This window comes from Pantoea sp. CTOTU46764 (assembly GCF_031974595.1).
In the GTDB taxonomy this organism is placed as follows: domain Bacteria; phylum Pseudomonadota; class Gammaproteobacteria; order Enterobacterales; family Enterobacteriaceae; genus Pantoea; species Pantoea trifolii.
The window spans coordinates 1-18140 of the sequence record NZ_DALYOQ010000031.1 but is presented as its reverse complement, the minus strand read 5'-3'; the positions used below and the strand labels follow the sequence as shown (position 1 = coordinate 18140).

Here is an 18140-nt window from a genome sequence, read left to right as displayed (position 1 = left end):
CGCTTGCGGGGGAAGGCCGGGATGGGGGGCAGCCAGCACATGCCAAATCAGGAAATCGTCAATAACCAGTGCACGTACGACTGATAATGACTCTCCTGCTCCAGCAGCTCAGAACGCAATGGATGCACTTCGCGCCAACCGGCTGGCAGCGTCAAATGCAGCGCATCATCATCCGCCTGTAAACGCACGGCAGGCAAAGTGTCATCGCGACGACGGCTTGAGAAAATAATCGCTAAACGCAGCAAGCGGCTCAAACGCTCCGCCATGCGCGGCGGCACGGCGTTTTGTTGCGTCAGCAACGCCAGATCAATGCTGCCGCTTTGGTTCTGCAGCAGGCAAGCCAGCATTTTTTTCTGTGCGGGAGTGAAGCCAGGAAGATCGAGATGGCGAATCAGGTATGCGGCATGCTGCGGTGCCTGGCGGAAATCGACACTCAGGCCAATTTCGTGGATGGAACAGGCGCTAAGTAGCAGATCACGACATCGGTTATCCAGCTTCCAGCTGCTGCTCACCTGACGGAAGAAGCTCTCCGCCAACTGACGCACACGACCGGCCTGATCAATATCAATGGCAAAACGACGCTGCACGTTCTGCAATGTGCGGCTGCGGATATCGCGATCAACCGGCAGATGCAGCATGCCATATACTAAGCCTTCGCGCAGGGCGCCACCGGCCAGCGTCATACCTTCAATGCTCAGTTCCTGGAAGATAGCGATGAGGATCGATAAACCGCTCGGGAACACTAAAGCGCGCTCCAGCGTCAAACCTTCAATTTCCAGCTCTTCCAGCTTGCCGCACTGAATCGCGCGTTGTTTCAACTGTTGCAGCTTGCTCAGGGTGATGTGCTCATCCATGCCCTGCGCCATCATAATTTCCTGCAACGCTTGTACGGTGCCTGACGCGCCGACACAGATTTGCCAGCCTTTCTCGCGCAGCGCAGCGGCCACCGGACGGATCATCTCGCGCGCGGCCAGTTCGGCCTGCTCAAAATTCTCTTTTGCCAGATGACGATCGCTGAAATAGCGTTCAAGCCAGGTTACGCAGCCCATCGACAAGCTGAACAGCGTGGTGGCATGCGAACCTTCGCCGGTCACCAGTTCGGTGCTGCCGCCGCCGATATCAACCACTAAACGCTGATCCGAACCGCCAGTGGTATGCGCTACGCCCTGATAAATCAGGCGCGCTTCCTCTTCGCCGCTAATGACATTCACCGCGCAGCCAAGAATCTGTTCTGCCGTTGTGAGGAAATCCTGCGCATTTTCAGCAAGGCGCAGCGTGGCGGTTGCCACCACGCGGATTTGTTCCGCAGGAATATCCTGTAGCTGTTCGGAGAACAACTTCAGGCACTGCCAGCCGCGTTGCATCGCCTCGGCAGAGAGATGATTCGCTTTGTCGAGGCCAGCCGCCAGACGCACTTTGCGCTTTATCCGCGCGACGGTCTGAATACTGCCAGACACCTCGCGCACCACCAACATATGAAAGCTGTTAGAACCTAAATCAATCGCTGCATAAAGTGACGATGCGCTTAGCATGGTGTGCTTAACCCGAACGTTTACGGTTGCTATTGCGCGGCGCGCCGCTCCGACGGTTATTGTTGTTCCCGCCACGGCGTGGACCGTTTCCTGAACGACTGCGTTGCAGACGCTTCGGCGGTGGCAGTTCATTCAGTAAGGCATCGCTGTTGTACTTGCTCACCGGAATACCGTGACCGATGTACTCTTCGATTGCCGGCAGGTTCAGCGCGTACTCTTCGCATGCCAGGCTGATGGAGTGACCGCTGGCGCCCGCGCGGCCAGTGCGGCCGATACGGTGAACGTAGTCTTCGCGATCGTCAGGCAGATCGTAGTTGAACACATGCGTGACGGCAGGAATGTGCAGACCACGTGCCGCGACGTCGGTGGCAACCAGGATATCCACATCGCCTTTGGTGAAGTCGTCGAGAATACGCAGACGTTTTTTCTGCGCCACATCACCGGTCAGCAGACCCACGCGATGACCATCGGCAGCCAGATGGCCCCAAATGTCTTCGCAGCGGTGCTTGGTGTTAGCAAAGATGATGGCGCGATCTGGCCACTCTTCTTCTACCAACGTCTGCAGCAAGCGCATTTTCTCTTCATTCGAAGGATAGAAAAGCTCTTCTTTAATGCGGTGGCCGGTTTTCTGCTCAGGCTCAACTTCCACGTATTCGGCGTTGTTCATGTGCTCAAATGCCAGTTCACGCACGCGGTAAGACAAGGTCGCAGAGAACAGCATACTCAGGCGTTGGGTGGCCGGCGGCATGCGGCGGAACAGCCAACGAATGTCTTTAATAAAGCCGAGATCGAACATGCGATCGGCTTCATCCAGCACAACAACCTGAATCGCGCCCAGGTTGACGTGGTTCTGCTTGGCATAGTCGATCAGACGTCCGGTGGTGCCCACCAGAATATCGACACCATCAGCCAGCACTTTCAGCTGTTTATCGTAGCCGTCGCCACCATAAGCCAGGCCCAGCTTTAAGCCAGTGACCTTCGCTAATGGTTCAGCATCGGCATGGATTTGTACGGCGAGCTCACGCGTTGGGGCCATGATCAGCGCACGTGGCTGATTAGTCTGGCGACCTTCTGCGGCAGGATGAGAAAGAAGATAATGAAACGTTGACGTAAGGAACGCCATCGTTTTGCCGGTACCGGTTTGCGCCTGACCCGCAACATCACGCCCTGTAAGCGTAAGAGGCAACGCGAGCGCCTGAATAGGCGTGCAGTGGCTAAAGCCTTTAGTATCAAGGGCTTCTATCACCTGAGGGTGCAGGGCGAAGTCGGAAAACTTCTGTTCAGTTAAGTGTGTTTTGCTCATAGTGTGGTAGAATATCAGCTTACTAGCGCTTTACGAAAGCGTATCCGATGAAATAAAGTCAACCTACGTTGGTATCATTTCCGCCAATTCGCCAGGCGCAATCTTTTGGAGTTAAACATGAGCAGCGATAAGATCGTTCACTTGACCGATGACAGTTTCGACACAGACGTACTGAAAGCAGACGGTGTCACTCTGGTTGATTTCTGGGCTGAATGGTGTGGTCCTTGCAAAATGATCGCCCCAATTCTCGACGAAGTCGCAGAAGAGTACGAAGGTAAACTTACCATCGCTAAGTTGAATATTGATGACAACCCGGGTACGGCGCCGAAATACGGCATCCGCGGTATCCCAACTCTGCTGCTGTTCAAGAACGGCGAAGTGGCGGCAACCAAGGTTGGCGCACTGTCTAAAGGACAGTTGAAAGAGTTCCTGAACGCCAACCTGGCCTAAGCCCAGCAGGGTGTTTGTTCGGCAGTGGTGAATTTTTTCGCCACTGCTGGACGTCTCACTTTAAGCGTGTTAAGTTGAGTTCACTGCATTACGCTCTTACCTTGTAGTTTGCATCTAAGTTTTCCCTTGTCAGACCCTACTCGCAATGAACGTTATCGTGGTTTGGCAATCTGATGACTAGCACATTCGGCATCATCTTTCGACCGTCTCCTCGTTTCCTATCGCCACATCTGACGATAATCGTCGAGCTGAGTTGAAAAAGAGCCATTAACAGGCATGGAATTTTTGCCATACCACTCACGACAATCATTTCGAGAATTACCCCGAGTTTAAGAACCCATCACTATGAATCTTACCGAATTAAAGAATACGCCGGTTTCTGAGCTGATTACCCTCGGCGAAAATATGGGGCTGGAAAACCAGGCGCGTATGCGCAAGCAGGATATTATTTTCTCTATCCTGAAACAGCACGCAAAAAGCGGCGAAGACATCTTTGGTGATGGTGTGCTGGAGATATTGCAGGACGGATTTGGTTTCCTCCGTTCTGGAGATAGCTCCTACCTCGCCGGTCCCGATGATATCTACGTCTCTCCTAGCCAAATCCGCCGTTTCAACCTCCGCACTGGTGACACCATTTCTGGCAAGATTCGCCCGCCAAAAGAAGGTGAACGCTACTTTGCGCTGTTGAAAGTTAACGAAGTTAACTACGACAAGCCGGAAAACGCGCGTAATAAGATTCTGTTCGAAAACCTTACGCCGCTGCACGCCAGCAAGCGTATGCGTATGGAACGCGGTAATGGCTCGACTGAAGACCTGACTGCACGCGTGCTGGATCTGGCTTCTCCGATTGGTCGTGGTCAACGTGGTCTGATTGTGGCGCCGCCGAAAGCGGGTAAAACCATGCTGCTGCAGAACATCGCGCAGAGCATCGCTTACAACTATCCAGATTGCCTGCTGATGGTGCTGCTGATTGACGAACGTCCAGAAGAAGTGACCGAGATGCAGCGTCTGGTTAAAGGTGAAGTTATCGCTTCGACCTTTGATGAGCCAGCATCACGTCACGTGCAGGTTGCTGAGATGGTGATCGAGAAGGCCAAGCGCTTGGTTGAGCACAAGAAAGACGTGATCATCCTGCTTGACTCCATCACGCGTCTGGCGCGTGCCTACAACACCGTGGTTCCAGCATCAGGTAAAGTCCTGACTGGTGGTGTGGATGCCAACGCCTTGCATCGTCCGAAGCGTTTCTTCGGTGCGGCACGTAACGTGGAAGAGGGCGGCAGCCTGACCATCATCGCGACCGCGCTGGTTGATACCGGTTCGAAGATGGACGAAGTGATTTACGAAGAGTTTAAAGGTACAGGTAACATGGAATTGCACCTCTCGCGTAAAATCGCTGAGAAGCGTGTATTCCCAGCGATTGATTACAATCGTTCCGGTACCCGTAAAGAAGAGCTGCTCACCACACAGGAAGAGCTGCAGAAAATGTGGATCCTGCGCAAAATCATCCATCCAATGGGTGAAATCGACGCGATGGAGTTCCTCATCAACAAACTGGCCATGACCAAAACCAACGACGAATTCTTCGATATGATGAAGCGTTCCTAAGTTGCGATCGGCGAGTCGCTAAGCCAAGCGGTGATTCGCACAATTTGCCAGGAAATATTGCTAACGCCACGTCTTAACGTGGCGTTTTTTATTTATGGGCATTAGGATTAGCGCAGTCAGGAAGCTTGTATGATGACTGTGGCAGAGATGCGCTTGCTTTTTCAGCAATCAGACTTTTCTGTAGCAGAATTCGGAATAGGGATATATGGCAATGGCAGGTGTTTTGCATATTGTTGTCCACGATTTTAGCTGAGAGCATTAACGTGAATTTACTCACTATGAGTACTGAGCTTGGTTTGGTTTTTCTTTTTACTTTAGTGTTCCTGTTTTTTGCTCGCAAAGCAGCTAAAAAAATTGGGCTCGTGGACACACCAAACTCCAGAAAAAGGCACCATGGCGCCATTCCGTTAGTTGGCGGCATTTCCGTGTACGCGGGGATCTGCTTCGCATTTGCCATCTCAAATTATTATTTGCCGCACGCGATGCTTTATCTGAGCTGCGCGGGCGTATTGGTGTTGGTTGGCGCACTGGACGATCGCTTCGATATCAGCGTTAAAATCCGCGCGCTGGTGCAGGCGGCGGTCGCCATTGTGATGATGGTCGGCGCCAAACTCTATCTGCTCAGCCTGGGCTTTATTATTGGGCCAGTTGAGTTGATCGTCGGTCCTTTTGGCTACGTATTGACGCTGTTCGCCGTCTGGGCCGCCATCAACGCGTTCAATATGGTGGATGGCATTGATGGTCTGCTTGGCGGTCTCTCCAGCGTCACCTTTGCTGCCATCGGCATCATTCTCTATTTCGATGGCCAGACTAGCCTCGCCATGTGGTGCTTTGCAATGATCGCCGCCACCATTCCTTATATCCTGCTCAATCTCGGTTTGATTGGCCGTCGCTACAAAGTGTTTATGGGCGATGCCGGCAGCACCATGATCGGTTTCACCATCATCTGGATTTTGCTGGAAACCACCCAAGGCCTCAGCCATCCGATTACGCCCGTCACCGCGCTGTGGCTCATCGCCATTCCGCTGATGGATATGGTGGCGATTATGTATCGCCGTTTGCGCAAAGGCATGAGTCCGTTTTCCGCTGACCGCCAGCACATCCACCATTTGATCATGCGTGCCGGATTCACTTCACGTCAGGCGTTCCTGCTGATTACCGTCGCCGCCGCGATTCTGGCGGGTATTGGTGTGCTCGGCGAGTATCTGGCTTTCATCCCGGAATGGGTGATGCTGGTGCTGTTCATGATGGCGTTCCTCCTTTACGGCTATTGTCTGAAACACGCCTGGCGCGTGGCGCGCAAAATCCGTCGCATTAAACGTCGCTGGCAAAGCAGCGAAGATAAAAAATAAATTACCCAGAAAAGTACCCTGATAAGGATTTTGTTATGACCTCTGTCGTTGTGGAGAACGAACTGGATATGCGTGGCCTTGGCTGCACGCTCTGGCGTGGTAAACGCTGGATAATCGGCTTGGCGCTGCTGTTTGCGCTGGTCGCCTGGCTGGCATCGATGTTAATGAAGCAAGCGTGGAGCACCACGGCGGTGACCGATCGTCCAACGGTGAATATGTTGGGTGATTTCTTCGTGCAGCAACAATTCCTTAATAATCTGGATGTGCGCACTAATACGCTCAATCTCAGCTCGCCAGCCCCAACCGTGATGGATGAGGTTTATCAGGAGTTCACCATGCAGCTGGCATCCTGGGATACGCGCCGTGATTTCTGGCAGCAGACCGAATACTTCAAAAGCCGCAAAAGCGGTAACGCGCACAACGATGCGGCGCTGCTCGACGACCTGATCACCAACATTCAGTTCACCGCTGCCGACCCGGCGCGCAATATCTTAGATAACATCAAGCTGGTCGCCGAAACCGCCAGCGATGCTAACAATCTGCTGCGTCAATATATTGCCTACGCCAGCGAGCGTGCAGCGCGTCATCTGAATGCGGAACTAAAAGGTGCCTGGCAGGCGCGCAGCTTGCAGTTGGCGTCGCAGGTTAATCGCCAGCAGGAAGTGGCGCAGGCGGTATTTGAACGACAACGCCAGCGCATCGAGCAGGCGCTGAAAGTGGCGAGCGAGCAGGGCATCAAAGAGAACCGCGCGCCGGCAACCGGCGAGGCGCTGCCAGACAGCGATCGTTTCCTGCTGGGGCAGCAAATGCTACAGGCGCAACTCGACACTTTACAAGCCAGCGGACCTGCTTACGATTTAAGCTATGATCAAAACAAAGCGATGCTGAGTACGCTGCAGGCCGGGCCGCGTCTGGATCAACAATTCCAGACTTACCGCTACTTGCGCACTCCGGAAGAGCCGGTGTCGCGCGATAGTCCGCGCCGCCTGTTTATGATGATCATGTGGGGCGTGATTGGCGCGCTGGTCGGTGCGGGAGTGGCGCTGGTGCGTCGTCCGCGTTCAACGTTAGCAACGAGCCATTAAGAGAAGCCACGTGAAAGTTCTTACGGTATTTGGCACGCGTCCTGAAGCGATCAAAATGGCTCCGCTGGTGCAGGCGCTGGCGCAGGATGCTGCGTTCGAGTCGCGCTTATGCGTCACCGCACAACATCGTGAAATGCTCGATCAGGTGCTGCGTTTGTTCCAGCTGCAGCCTGATTATGATCTGAATATCATGCGTCCGGAACAAGGGCTGACGGAGATCACCAGCCGCATTCTGCAGGGCATGAAAACCGTTCTGACCGATTTCCAGCCGGATGTGGTGTTAGTGCACGGCGATACCACCACCACGTTTGCGGCGAGCCTGGCAGCGTTTTATCACCAGATTCCGGTCGGCCATGTGGAAGCGGGTTTACGAACCGGTAATCTGATGTCGCCGTGGCCCGAAGAGGCCAATCGCACGCTCACCGGCCATCTTGCCAGCTATCACTTCACGCCGACGCAAAATTCGCGGCAAAACCTGCTGCGTGAGAATCTGCCGGATGCGCGCATTTTTGTCACCGGCAACACAGTGATTGATGCGCTGCTGTGGGTGCGTGACCGCGTGCTGGACGATGCCGATCTCAATGCGCGCCTTGCCGCGCGCTATCCGTTCCTCGATGCCGACAAAAAGCTGATTCTGGTCACGGGCCATCGCCGCGAAAGTTTTGGCGACGGCTTCGAACGCATTTGCAGTGCGCTGGCGCACATCGCGCGCCAGCATCCGCAGGTGCAAATTGTCTATCCTGTGCACCTCAATCCCAACGTCAGCGAACCGGTTAATCGCATTCTCAGCGGCATTGAAAACATCATCCTGATTGAGCCGCAAGAGTATCTGCCGTTTGTCTGGCTGATGAATCGCTCATGGCTGATTCTTACCGATTCCGGCGGCATTCAGGAAGAAGCGCCGTCATTAGGTAAACCGGTGCTGGTTATGCGCGATACCACCGAGCGTCCGGAAGCCGTGGACGCAGGTACGGTGAAACTGGTCGGCACCGATATCAGTAAAATTGTCGCTGAAGTCAGCCTGCTGTTGCAGGACGATGAAGCCTGGCAGGCAATGAGCCGCGCGCACAATCCGTATGGCGATGGCCATGCCTGCGCGCGCATCTTGCAGGCCCTAAAACAACACAGAGTCTAACCATGCGTTTTGAAACCATTTCCGTTATCGGACTGGGCTACATTGGGCTGCCAACGGCGGCCGTTTTTGCCTCAATGGGAAAGAAAGTCGTTGGCGTGGATATTAATGTCCGCGCCGTTGAAACCATTAATCGCGGCGATATCCATATCGTGGAACCCGAGCTGGGTGATGTGGTGCGCGAAGCGGTGCGTGCCGGTCATCTGCGTGCCACCACGCAGGCCGAAGCCGCCGATGCGTTCCTGATTGCCGTGCCCACGCCGTTTATCGGCGACCATCAGCCGGATCTCAGCTATGTGCAGGCTGCGGCGCTGTCAATTGCGCCAGTACTTAAAGCGGGCGATCTGGTGATCCTCGAATCCACGTCGCCAGTAGGTGCCACCGAGCAAATGGCGGAATGGCTGGCGGCGGCGCGTCCCGATCTGCGTTTCCCGCAGCACGGTGATGCGTGCGATGTGTTTATCGCTTACTGCCCGGAGCGCGTGTTGCCCGGCAAAGTGATGGTCGAACTGCTGGAAAACGATCGCGTGATTGGCGGCATGACGCCAGCCTGTTCCGCACGCGCCAGCGAGTTGTATCGCATTTTCCTGCGCGGCGCGTGTGTGGAGACCCATGCGCGCACCGCCGAGATGTGCAAATTGACAGAAAATAGCTTCCGCGATGTGAACATCGCCTTTGCCAATGAGCTGTCGCTGATTTGCGCCGAGCAGGGCATCAACGTGTGGGAGCTAATCGCGCTGGCGAATCGCCATCCGCGCGTCAACATCCTGCAACCCGGACCGGGCGTCGGCGGGCACTGTATCGCCGTCGATCCGTGGTTTATCGTGGCGCAAAATCCCGAGCAGGCGCGACTGATTCGCACCGCGCGCGAAGTGAATGACGCCAAACCAGGTTGGGTGCTGGATCAGGTAAAACAGGCGTTAGCAGAGTGCCTTACCGCCAGCGGTAAACGCGCCAGCGATGTCACCATTGCCTGTTTTGGTCTGGCCTTCAAACCGAATATTGATGACCTGCGCGAAAGCCCGGCGATGAGCGTCGCCCATCGGATTGCCGAATGGCACAGCGGCAAAACCTGGGTGGTTGAACCGCATGTAAAAGACATTCCACAACGTCTGGCGCACGAAGCCACGCTGGTTGCCACTGACGTAGCGTTGCAGAAGGCGGATATTCTGGTGATGCTGGTTGATCACGCCCAGTTCCGCGCGATTGATGCGGCACAGATTGCCCAGCCGTGGATTGTTGATACCAAAGGCGTTTGGCGATGAAACAGTTTCTGATCACCGGCGGCGCAGGTTTTATCGGTTCGGCGCTGGTGCGCTTTCTGATTGAACACACCGATCACCGCGTGGTGGTGGTCGATAAGCTGAGCTATGCCGGCAATCTGGCGTCGCTGGCACCGGTGCAACAGGATGCACGTTTCGCTTTCGAGCAGGTGGATATTTGCCATCGCGCCGAGCTGGATCGCGTTATGGCGCAGTATCAGCCGGATTGTATTATGCATCTGGCGGCGGAAAGCCATGTTGACCGTTCGATCGATGGGCCAATCGCCTTCGTCGAAACCAATATTGTCGGCACCTATCAGCTGCTAGAAGCGGCACGTCATTACTGGAATGGCATGGCAGATGAACGCAAAAAAGGCTTCATTCTGCATCATATCTCCACCGATGAAGTGTTTGGTGACCTGCACGGTAGCGACGACTTCTTTACTGAAACCACGCCATACGCGCCGAGCAGCCCCTATTCGGCGACCAAAGCCAGCAGCGATCACTTGGTGCGCGCCTGGCTGCGTACTTACGGTTTGCCGGTCATCATCACCAACTGTTCTAACAATTACGGTCCGTATCATTTTCCTGAGAAGCTGATCCCGCTCACCATCATCAATGCACTGGCGGGCAAACCGCTACCGGTGTATGGCAATGGCAGCCAGATACGTGACTGGCTGTACGTAGAGGATCACGCGCGGGCGCTGTATAGCGTGGTGAGCAGCGGAAAAGTGGGGGAAACCTACAATATTGGTGGCCACAATGAACGACGTAATCTTGAGGTAGTGGAAACGCTGTGCGATCTGCTGGATGAACTGGCACCGCAGCAGCGTGCGCCGCATCTGGCTCGTTATCGTGACCTGATTACCTTTGTTACCGATCGTCCCGGCCACGATCAGCGCTACGCCATTGATGCCAGTAAAATCGCGCGCGAGCTGGGTTGGACGCCGCAGGAAACCTTTGAGAGCGGTATCCGCAAAACGGTGCAGTGGTATCTGGCCAATCCGCAATGGTGGCAGTCGATTCTTAACGGCAGCTATCGTGGCGAGCGTTTAGGCTTAGCCACGCCGCGCTGAAACCCATGATGAAGGAGCAGCGATGAAAGGCATCATTTTAGCCGGAGGTTCGGGTACGCGTTTGCATCCGATCACTCGCGCCATCTCGAAACAGCTGTTGCCGGTGTACGACAAGCCGATGATTTACTATCCGCTGTCGGTACTGATGCTGGCGGGAATCCGTGAAATTCTGATCATCACCACGCCGGAAGATCGTGCCCACTTTGAACGCCTGCTGGGCGACGGCAGTGAATTCGGTTTGCAGCTTGCCTATGCCGAGCAGCCGAGCCCGGATGGGTTGGCGCAGGCGTTTATTATTGGTGAATCCTTTATCGGCGACGATAACTGTTGTCTGGTGCTGGGCGACAATCTTTATTTCGGGCAAGGATTCAGCCCCAAACTGAAGAAAGTGGCCGCGCGCAGCAGCGGCGCGACCGTTTTTGCCTATCAGGTGATGGATCCGGAACGTTTTGGCGTGGTGGAGTTTGATGACGATTTCAACGCGCTCTCCATTGAAGAGAAACCGCAGCAGCCGAAATCGCGCTGGGCGGTAACCGGCCTCTATTTTTACGATAACCGCGTGGTGGAGTTTGCCAAACAGGTGAAACCTTCCGAACGGGGTGAGCTGGAAATCACCGCCATTAATCAGATGTATCTCGATCAGGGCGAGCTTTCAGTAGAGTTACTGGGGCGCGGATTTGCCTGGCTGGATACCGGCACGCACGACAGCCTGATTGAGGCAAGTATGTTTGTGCAGACGGTGGAAAAACGTCAGGGCTTTAAAATTGCCTGCCTGGAAGAGATTGCATGGCGTAACGGCTGGCTAAGCGATGCCCAGCTTTTAGCCGCGGCTCAGGCGCTAACCAAAACCGGCTACGGCCAGTATCTGCTGGATGTTCACAATGCCCGTCCGCGTCAATATTGATCCCCTCACGTGGGAAAATGACTTCTTCGGTCAGAACAGCGCGCGCTTGTCGCTGGATGGCGATCTGCCGCTGGCCGAGGCGCTTCAGCAGCCGTATGCGCTGTGGCAAGTGAAGGTGCCCGCTGAACGTGTTGATGCCATTGATGCACTGAGCCAGCACGGTTTTCAGTTGGTCGAAGGCGAAGCCGATCTCTCCCTCAGTATCAAACATACTGAGCGGCAAGTTGGCGTGCGCATTGCGCGGGAAGCACAAATCCCGGCACTGCGTGAAGCGGCTGCGCAGGCGTTTAGCCAGAGTCGTTTCCGCGCGCCGTGGTTTGCGGCGGCAGAAAGCGGACGTTTTTACGCGCAGTGGATTGAAAATGCCGTGCGCGGCACCTTCGATAATCAATGTTTGGTGGCCTGCGATGAGCAGGGTGCGCTGCAAGGATTTGTCTCGATGCGCGAAACTGACGGCGAAATGCGCATCGGTCTGCTGGCGGTATTGCCAGCCGCACAAGGCTGCGGCGTCGGCCAGCGCCTGCTGCTCGCTGCCGCCGACTGGGGCCGCGTGCGTCAGCTAACGTATCTGCGCGTGGCGACCCAGCTCAGCAATCTCACGGCGATGCGCCTCTATTTACGCAGCGGTGCGCGGCTGGAAAGCACCGCTTACTGGTTCTACAGGAAAGCCTCATGATCCCATTTAATGCGCCGCCGATTGTCGGCAGCGAAGTTGAATATATGCAGTCGGCGATGGCCAGCGGCAAGCTGTGCGGCGATGGCGGCTTTACTCGCCGCTGCCAGCAGTGGATGGAACAACATTTCGGCAGCAAAAAAGTGCTGCTGACGCCATCCTGCACTGCGTCGCTGGAGATGGCGGCGCTGCTGATCGATCTGCAGCCCGGCGATGAAGTGATCATGCCGAGCTATACCTTCGTCTCCACCGCCAACGCCTTTGTGCTGCGCGGCGCGACCATCGTGTTTGTCGACGTGCGTCCCGATACGTTGAATATCGACGAAACGCTGATTGAAGCGGCGATCACGCCGAAAACCCGCGCCATCGTGCCAGTACATTACGCGGGCGTGGCCTGCGAGATGGACAGCATCATGGCGCTGGCGGCGAAGCATAAACTCTATGTGATCGAGGATGCCGCGCAGGGCGTGATGTCGCAGTACAAAGGACGCGCGCTGGGCACCATTGGTCATATTGGCTGCTTTAGCTTCCACGAAACCAAAAACTACACAGCGGGCGGTGAAGGCGGCGCAACGCTGATTAATGACGCGAAGCTGGTGGATCGGGCCGAGATCATTCGTGAAAAAGGCACTAATCGCAGCCAGTTTTTCCGTGGTCAGGTGGATAAATATACCTGGCGCGATATCGGCTCCAGCTATTTGATGGCGGATCTGCAAGCAGCCTATTTGTGGGCGCAGCTGGAAGCGGCGGAGCAGATTAATCAGCAACGTTTGCGTTTATGGCAGCGCTACTACGATGCGCTCCAGCCGCTGGCAGCTGCGGGCCGTATTGAGTTGCCGGTAGTGCCAAAAAATTGCCGCCACAATGCGCACATGTTCTACATCAAGCTGCGCGACAGCGACGATCGTCAGGCGCTGATCAACTGGATGAAAGAGGCGGAAATCCTCACGGTGTTCCACTACATCCCGCTGCATTCGTCGCCAGCGGGTGAACGTTTTGGCCGCTTCCACGGTGATGATGCCTTTACCACGCGTGAAAGCGAGCGCCTGCTGCGCCTGCCGCTGTTCTACAACTTATCGGATAACAATCAGCGTACGGTGATCAGTTCGCTGCTGAGTTTCTTTGCCTGATGTCATTAGCAAAAGCTTCAGTCTGGACCGCCGCTTCGACGCTGGTAAAAATCGTTGCTGGCCTGCTGGTAGTGAAACTGCTGGCGGTGAGTTTCGGGCCGGAAGGGATCGGGCAAGCCGGTAACTTCCGCCAGTTAATTACCGTACTCGGCGTGCTGGCGGGCGCGGGCATCTTTAACGGCGTCACTACGCTAGTCGCGCAACATCAGCAACAGCCGCAGCAGTTACGCGCGGTCACCGGCACGGCTTCGGCTATTGTGCTCGGCTTTTCAACGCTGCTGGCGCTGCTGTTTTTGCTGGCGGCGTCGCCGATCAGCACGGCGCTGTTTGGTCATGCTGAATATGCCAACGTGGTGCGCATTGTCGCCTTTCTGCAACTCGGTATTGCCTGGGCCAACCTGGCGCTAGCGTTGCTGAAAGGTTTTCGCGATGCGCGCGGTAACGCGCTGGCGCTGATTGCTGGAAGTGTAGTGGGCGTGCTGGGTTATGTGCTGTGCTGGTGGCTGAGCGGCTATGCCGGTGCGTTAGTGGGATTGGCGCTGGTACCGGCGCTACTGGTGTTTCCAGCATTGCTGATGCTGCGTCGCCATCGCGATCGCTTGCCGCTGAGCTGGCTGATGCCAACCTGGCATCCCGAACTGGCGCGCAATCTGGCGAAGTTTACGCTGATGGCGCTGATCACCTCGTTCACCTTGCCGGTGGCGTGGGTGATGATGCGAAATCTGCTGGCTGAGCAACAAGGCTGGTCGCAGGTGGGTTTATGGCAGGGCGTGACCAGCATTTCCGATGCTTATCTGCAATTTATCACCGCCACTTTCAGCGTCTGGCTGCTGCCCACGCTGGCGCGGCTGGAGCAGAAGCCGCAAATCGCGCGTGAGATTGGGCGTGCACTGCGCTTTGTATTACCTGCCGTCGCGGCGGCCAGTTTCTGTGTATGGCTGCTACGCGATGTCGCTATCTGGCTGCTGTTTTCGCCACAGTTCAGCCCGATGCGTGACCTTTTTGTCTGGCAGTTGTGCGGAGATGTGTTTAAAGTCGGCGCCTATGTTTTCGGATATCTGGTGATCGCCAAAGCGTCGCTGCGCTTCTATATTCTGACTGAAATCAGCCAGTTTGCCCTGCTGACCGGCTTTTCTCATTGGTTGATTCCGCTGCACGGAACTGCCGGAGCCGCGCAGGCTTACATGGCAACTTACGTTCTCTATTTCGCCCTGTGTTGTGGCGCCTTCATGATTTATTGCCGGAAAAAATGACGACTTTTCACGTATTGGGATCGGATATCCCGCATCACAATCATACGGTGCTGCGCTTCTTTAATGACGTGATGAGCGCCGAGCTACCAGGCGATGCACCACGTCAATTTATGGTGGTTTCCAGCGCGCCCGAGACGCTGCAAGCGTATAGCTCATTGCAGATTGAAACCTTTGCCAGCAAGCGTGCGCTGGCGCAAGCGGTGATAGCGCGTGCCGCCGATCGCTCGCAGCGTTTCTTCTTTCACGGCCAGTTTAATCCCAGCATTTGGTTAGCCTTACTGAGCGGCAAACTGCGTCGTCAGCAGGCGTTCTGGCACGTATGGGGCGCGGATCTCTATGAAGAAGGGCACGGCCTCAAGTATCAACTGTTTTATCTGCTGCGCAGAATGGCGCAGGGGCGCGTGGCGCGCGTGTTTGCGACGCGCGGTGATTTGTACCATTTCCAGCAGCGCCATCCGCGCGTTCCCGCTTCGCTGCTCTACTTCCCGACGCGCATGCCGGATGTGGCGCCGCCCGCGCAGGTGGAAAATCCTGATTTCACTATCCTGCTCGGTAACTCCGGCGATCGCAGTAATCGCCACATTGCCGGATTGGAGGCGATCCGCACGCAGTTTGGCGAACAGGTAAAAATCGTCGTGCCGCTCGGTTATCCGCAAAATAATCATGCTTACATCGAAGAGATTGGCGCTGCCGCGCAGCGCCTGTTCCCGGCGGGGCAGGTGACGTTGCTGCGCGACAAGATCGACTTTGATGCCTATCTGACATTGCTTAGCCGCTGCCAGCTCGGCTATTTTATGTTCGAGCGCCAGCAAGGCATTGGTACGCTATGCCTGCTGATTCAGGCCAATATTCCGTTTGTGCTGAACCGCAAAAATCCGTTCTGGCGCGATCTCAGCGAGCAAGGCTTGCCGGTGCTGTTTAGCGAAGATGCGCTGGATGCGGCCAGCGTGGCCGAAGCGCAACGGCAATTAGCGCAATGTGATCACGCATCGATTGCCTTTTTTGCCCCTGGCTATCTGGCAGGCTGGCGCGACGCGCTTACCCTGAGTGAAAGGGAGAGAACATGAGCCTGATGCAGTTTAGTGGTCTGCTGGTGGTTTATCTGTTTTCGCTGGGTTTCATTCTGACCCTAACCTGGCGGGAATTTAAGCGGGTGCGTTTCAACTTCCACCTGTTCTTCACCATTCTCTTTTTGCTGACCTTCTATTTCGGCTTCCCGCTGACCAGCGTGCTGGTGTTCCGCTTTAACGTGGCGGTGGTGCCGCCGGAATATCTGCTGCAGGCGCTGCTGGCCGCTACCAGCTTTTATGCCATCTATTACGTCAGCTACAAGGTGCGACTGCGCCCGGCCCATGCGCCTGCGCGTAAGCCCTGGCTGCAGATGAATCGGGTTGAAACCAATCTGACCTGTTTGCTGCTGGCGCTGGTGGCGATTGGCACCGTGACGGTGTTCTTTATGCACAACGGCCTGCTGTTGTTCCGACTTTCGGCTTACAACCAGATTTTCTCCAGCGAAGTGTCCGGCGTGGCGCTCAAACGCTTCTTCTACTTCTTTATTCCGGCAATGCTGATTCGCTACTTCCTCAAGCCAACCCAACGTCAGTGGCTGTGGTTTTTACTGGTGTCGGTGGCATTTGGCTTGCTGACTTACGCGTTGGTGGGCGGCACGCGCGCCAATATCATCATCGCTTTCGCGCTGTTCCTGTTCATTGGTATTACGCGCGGCTGGATCACGCTGTGGATGCTGGTCGGCGCCGGTGTGATGGCAATCGGCGGCATGTTCTGGCTGGCGCTGCGTCGCTATAACCTCGACGTGGTCGGCGATGAGGCGTTTTACACCTTCCTTTATCTGACGCGCGATACCTTCTCGCCGTGGGAAAATCTGGCGCTGTTACTGCAGAACTACGACAAGATCGATTTTCAGGGCCTGGCACCGATTTGGCGTGATTTCTACGTGTTCATTCCCAGCTGGATGTGGCCGGGACGTCCAGCAGCCATTCTCAACAGCGCCAACTACTTTACCTGGGAAGTGCTAAACAACCATTCCGGGTTGGCGATCTCGCCGACGCTGTTGGGTTCGCTGGTGGTGATGGGCGGCGTGTGGTTTATCCCAATCGGTGCGGTGGCTGTAGGCCTGCTAATGAAAGGATTCGATAACCTTTATCTGTATGGCCGTGATACCAGCAACCGTTACAGCGGGGCGATTTTGCAGAGCTTCTGCTTCGGCGCGGTATTTAATATGATCGTGCTGGCACGTGAAGGGCTGGATGCTTTCGGCTCGCGCGTGGTGTTCTTTTGTTTGATTTTTGCGGCCTGCATGTGGGCGGCTAAATTGCTTTACTGGCTGTTGGCGCGCGCGGGATTAATTCGTCCGCGCAGCGAGCCGGTTTTACACAGCCCTTCTTAACCTCTGGGCACAACGGGAAATTCATACCATGGAAACCGATAAGCCGCGCTATAGCCTGCGCGGAGTCGATCTTCACGCCTTCAAAGATATGGCAAGCTTTCTGCGCTTTCTGCTGCCCGAGGGCAAGCCGCGCTGCGGCACGCTGGTGGCGATGAATGCCGAGAAAATGCTGACGCTGGAAGAAGATGCGCAGCTGCGCGCACTGATTGCTGAGGCCGAATTCAAATATCCAGATGGCATCAGCATCGTCCGTTCGCTGCGTAAGAAGTATCCCCAGCTGCAGGTGAACCGCATCGCGGGCGCGGATCTCTGGGAAGCGCTGATGGAGAGCGCGGGACGCAGCGGCATTCCGGTGTTTCTGATTGGTGGACGTCAGGCGGTGCTGCAGGAAACCTGCGACAAGCTGCGCCAGCAGTGGAATGTGAATATCGTTGGCAGCCAGGATGGTTACTTTGTGCCTGAAGCGCGCGACGCGCTGTTTGCACGCATTGCGGCAAGCGGTGCGCAGATTGTCACGGTGGCACAAGGTTCGCCGCGCCAGGAGCTATTGATGCGTGATTGCCGCGCACATTGGCCGCATGCGCTCTATATGGGCGTTGGTGGCACTTATGATGTTTTTACCGGGCACGTTAAGCGCGCGCCGGTTTGGTGGCAAAAATCCGGACTGGAATGGCTCTATCGTCTCATTCGTCAGCCTTCGCGTCTGCGTCGCCAATTAAAGCTGCTGAAATATTTGCGCTACCATTGGCGCGGCGATCTCTGAAATTGCTGGTTTTTTCAGCAGAAATACGAGGGTAAGCACCTCAAACTGCTGTAATTATCGATGGAATGCACAAAGCGTAATCAAACGCGGTTTTTTTCTAAAAAAGGGCTGGACAGCATGAGGTCAAGCCCGTAGTATGCCCATCCGCAACGGCGCTACGCGCCCGTAGCTCAGCTGGATAGAGCGCTGCCCTCCGGAGGCAGAGGTCTCAGG

16 protein-coding genes are annotated in these 18140 nt (G+C 55.6%); 14 read left to right on the top strand and 2 right to left on the bottom strand.

Annotated features, from left to right (window positions below):
* Positions 1-47: 47 nt before the first annotated feature.
* Both gppA and rhlB read right to left on the bottom strand, forming a co-directional pair.
* Positions 48-1532: a guanosine-5'-triphosphate,3'-diphosphate diphosphatase gene (gppA, locus tag RTM06_RS12335; RefSeq protein WP_312182496.1), complete on the bottom strand. Its 1485-nt coding sequence runs from the start codon at positions 1530-1532 to the stop codon at positions 48-50.
* A gap of 7 nt (positions 1533-1539) precedes the next feature.
* Positions 1540-2835 (bottom strand): ATP-dependent RNA helicase RhlB, encoded by a 1296-nt coding sequence (gene rhlB, locus RTM06_RS12330; RefSeq protein ID WP_256698022.1) that lies wholly within the window; start codon positions 2833-2835, stop codon positions 1540-1542.
* A 117-nt stretch (positions 2836-2952) separates the two neighbouring features.
* On the opposite strand from rhlB, the gene trxA reads away from it, so the two are divergent.
* The 14 genes from trxA to wecG all read left to right on the top strand — a co-directional run bounded on the left by trxA (position 2953) and on the right by wecG (position 17927).
* Positions 2953-3285, top strand: coding sequence for a thioredoxin TrxA (gene trxA / locus RTM06_RS12325; RefSeq protein ID WP_008105741.1), 333 nt, complete (start codon positions 2953-2955; stop codon positions 3283-3285).
* Positions 3286-3630: 345 nt separating this feature from the next.
* Complete coding sequence (gene rho / locus RTM06_RS12320) at positions 3631-4890, top strand: transcription termination factor Rho (protein WP_008105744.1); 1260 nt, start codon at positions 3631-3633, stop codon at positions 4888-4890.
* A gap of 278 nt (positions 4891-5168) precedes the next feature.
* Positions 5169-6242 carry a UDP-N-acetylglucosamine--undecaprenyl-phosphate N-acetylglucosaminephosphotransferase gene (gene wecA / locus RTM06_RS12315; RefSeq protein WP_008105746.1) on the top strand — a complete coding sequence of 358 codons (1074 nt, stop codon included), beginning with the start codon at positions 5169-5171 and terminating at the stop codon, positions 6240-6242.
* 35 nt (positions 6243-6277) lie between these two features.
* Positions 6278-7327 (top strand): ECA polysaccharide chain length modulation protein, encoded by a 1050-nt coding sequence (gene wzzE / locus RTM06_RS12310; protein ID WP_312182492.1) that lies wholly within the window; start codon positions 6278-6280, stop codon positions 7325-7327.
* A 10-nt stretch (positions 7328-7337) separates the two neighbouring features.
* Positions 7338-8462: a non-hydrolyzing UDP-N-acetylglucosamine 2-epimerase gene (wecB, locus tag RTM06_RS12305; protein ID WP_312182490.1), complete on the top strand. Its 1125-nt coding sequence runs from the start codon at positions 7338-7340 to the stop codon at positions 8460-8462.
* Between the two features lie 2 nt (positions 8463-8464).
* The gene (gene wecC / locus RTM06_RS12300) at positions 8465-9724 is read left to right on the top strand and encodes a UDP-N-acetyl-D-mannosamine dehydrogenase (RefSeq protein WP_312182488.1); all 1260 of its coding nucleotides are present in this window, start codon (positions 8465-8467) and stop codon (positions 9722-9724) included.
* Complete coding sequence (gene rffG, locus RTM06_RS12295) at positions 9721-10797, top strand: dTDP-glucose 4,6-dehydratase (RefSeq protein WP_312182486.1); 1077 nt, start codon at positions 9721-9723, stop codon at positions 10795-10797. The genes wecC and rffG overlap by 4 nt, the downstream gene beginning before the upstream one ends.
* Positions 10798-10819: 22 nt before the next feature.
* Positions 10820-11701: a glucose-1-phosphate thymidylyltransferase RfbA gene (rfbA, locus tag RTM06_RS12290; protein ID WP_312182484.1), complete on the top strand. Its 882-nt coding sequence runs from the start codon at positions 10820-10822 to the stop codon at positions 11699-11701.
* Positions 11679-12377, top strand: a complete 699-nt coding sequence (gene rffC, locus RTM06_RS12285) for a dTDP-4-amino-4,6-dideoxy-D-galactose acyltransferase (RefSeq protein WP_312182482.1) — start codon at positions 11679-11681, stop codon at positions 12375-12377. The genes rfbA and rffC overlap by 23 nt, the downstream gene beginning before the upstream one ends.
* Positions 12374-13504 carry a dTDP-4-amino-4,6-dideoxygalactose transaminase gene (rffA, locus tag RTM06_RS12280; RefSeq protein ID WP_008105756.1) on the top strand — a complete coding sequence of 377 codons (1131 nt, stop codon included), beginning with the start codon at positions 12374-12376 and terminating at the stop codon, positions 13502-13504. The genes rffC and rffA overlap by 4 nt, the downstream gene beginning before the upstream one ends.
* Entirely contained in the window at positions 13504-14757 is a 1254-nt protein-coding gene (gene wzxE / locus RTM06_RS12275; RefSeq protein WP_312182480.1) for a lipid III flippase WzxE, read from the top strand. The genes rffA and wzxE overlap by 1 nt, the downstream gene beginning before the upstream one ends.
* Complete coding sequence (locus RTM06_RS12270; RefSeq protein WP_312182478.1) at positions 14754-15824, top strand: TDP-N-acetylfucosamine:lipid II N-acetylfucosaminyltransferase; 1071 nt, start codon at positions 14754-14756, stop codon at positions 15822-15824. The genes wzxE and RTM06_RS12270 overlap by 4 nt, the downstream gene beginning before the upstream one ends.
* Entirely contained in the window at positions 15821-17164 is a 1344-nt protein-coding gene (wzyE, locus tag RTM06_RS12265; RefSeq protein ID WP_265301672.1) for an ECA oligosaccharide polymerase, read from the top strand. Before RTM06_RS12270 ends, wzyE begins: the two co-directional genes overlap by 4 nt.
* A 28-nt stretch (positions 17165-17192) precedes the next feature.
* Positions 17193-17927 (top strand): lipopolysaccharide N-acetylmannosaminouronosyltransferase, encoded by a 735-nt coding sequence (gene wecG, locus RTM06_RS12260; RefSeq protein ID WP_312182475.1) that lies wholly within the window; start codon positions 17193-17195, stop codon positions 17925-17927.
* Positions 17928-18140 lie beyond the last annotated feature (213 nt).

What these genes read in the sequence shown, in the direction of transcription:
- gppA (WP_312182496.1), bottom strand. Translation starts at nt 1,532, where the DNA reads ATGCTAAGCGCATCGTCACTTTATGCAGCGATTGATTTAGGTTCTAAC.
- rhlB (WP_256698022.1), bottom strand. Translation starts at nt 2,835, where the DNA reads ATGAGCAAAACACACTTAACTGAACAGAAGTTTTCCGACTTCGCCCTG.
- trxA (WP_008105741.1), top strand. Translation starts at nt 2,953, where the DNA reads ATGAGCAGCGATAAGATCGTTCACTTGACCGATGACAGTTTCGACACA.
- rho (WP_008105744.1), top strand. Translation starts at nt 3,631, where the DNA reads ATGAATCTTACCGAATTAAAGAATACGCCGGTTTCTGAGCTGATTACC.
- wecA (WP_008105746.1), top strand. Translation starts at nt 5,169, where the DNA reads ATGAGTACTGAGCTTGGTTTGGTTTTTCTTTTTACTTTAGTGTTCCTG.
- wzzE (WP_312182492.1), top strand. Translation starts at nt 6,278, where the DNA reads ATGACCTCTGTCGTTGTGGAGAACGAACTGGATATGCGTGGCCTTGGC.
- wecC (WP_312182488.1), top strand. Translation starts at nt 8,465, where the DNA reads ATGCGTTTTGAAACCATTTCCGTTATCGGACTGGGCTACATTGGGCTG.
- rffG (WP_312182486.1), top strand. Translation starts at nt 9,721, where the DNA reads ATGAAACAGTTTCTGATCACCGGCGGCGCAGGTTTTATCGGTTCGGCG.
- rfbA (WP_312182484.1), top strand. Translation starts at nt 10,820, where the DNA reads ATGAAAGGCATCATTTTAGCCGGAGGTTCGGGTACGCGTTTGCATCCG.
- rffC (WP_312182482.1), top strand. Translation starts at nt 11,679, where the DNA reads ATGCCCGTCCGCGTCAATATTGATCCCCTCACGTGGGAAAATGACTTC.
- rffA (WP_008105756.1), top strand. Translation starts at nt 12,374, where the DNA reads ATGATCCCATTTAATGCGCCGCCGATTGTCGGCAGCGAAGTTGAATAT.
- wzxE (WP_312182480.1), top strand. Translation starts at nt 13,504, where the DNA reads ATGTCATTAGCAAAAGCTTCAGTCTGGACCGCCGCTTCGACGCTGGTA.
- RTM06_RS12270 (WP_312182478.1), top strand. Translation starts at nt 14,754, where the DNA reads ATGACGACTTTTCACGTATTGGGATCGGATATCCCGCATCACAATCAT.
- wzyE (WP_265301672.1), top strand. Translation starts at nt 15,821, where the DNA reads ATGAGCCTGATGCAGTTTAGTGGTCTGCTGGTGGTTTATCTGTTTTCG.
- wecG (WP_312182475.1), top strand. Translation starts at nt 17,193, where the DNA reads ATGGAAACCGATAAGCCGCGCTATAGCCTGCGCGGAGTCGATCTTCAC.